The organism is Oleiphilus sp. HI0066 (genome assembly GCF_001635725.1).
Window position 1 is genome coordinate 1 of record NZ_LWFH01000253.1, and the last position, 732, is coordinate 732.

Consider the following 732-nt stretch of genomic DNA (forward strand, 5'->3'; position numbering starts at 1 on the left):
TTCTGATTCTGCCAATTACCAAATGTGGCTTTCTTCAAAATTATTGATACCGCGACCTTATTGCTAGCACGTACTTCATTCTCAAATTCAGGCGAGAAAAAGTTAACTTCGATATGAGTGATCACCCTATGTTTCGAAAGAGGTGAAACAGTTGCGTTCAATAATTCGATGATCTTCTGGTTGTAGTCATTTTCGATCGTCTTAACGAGCGATCGTTTCTTTTGTATTAGATCGCTCGATAAGGCCTTTTCAATAATTTCCATGCGCTTAAGGCTGGTATCTGGATCTTCTTTATTTACGTTGAGATCAACTTCAATCTTTTTATGTTCAGTAACATTGCCAGATTCATCTGCATGAACGCTCCCTACCAGAGCTGCAGAAAGTAGTATGGCCAATGAAACCCAAGAAATTGAGAAATGGAAATTCATGGTAATACCCTCGGTAGTGTCATGCGATGTTTTCTCTATAGTCGTGATTTTATAGCTACGCATTAATCCCAATGCAACAACAGAAGCGTAATAAGGTGAATTGTGCAAAGTGAAATAGAAGGAGCATAGGGCATTGGGAATTTCTCTATCAAGTCCCGTTAATGTTGTTTAGGTGAAAGAACAGGCACGGGATCTAGATGTGTCGATTGCCTTTGTAGTCGATGGTCTACAGTTAGCTCGGTTAAATCTTCGGAGCACAGGCATGAGTTATCAACCACACTTTCATATTGTGTATGGCCATACT

1 protein-coding gene is annotated in these 732 nt (G+C 39.8%); it reads right to left on the minus strand.

All coding sequences use genetic code 11. The features are described 5' to 3' along the window. Window positions 1–491, minus strand: a 491-nt coding sequence (locus A3738_RS03915; protein ID WP_197473568.1) for a hypothetical protein, incomplete at its 3' end; no start/stop codon positions are given. Window positions 492–732: the final 241 nt, after the last annotated feature.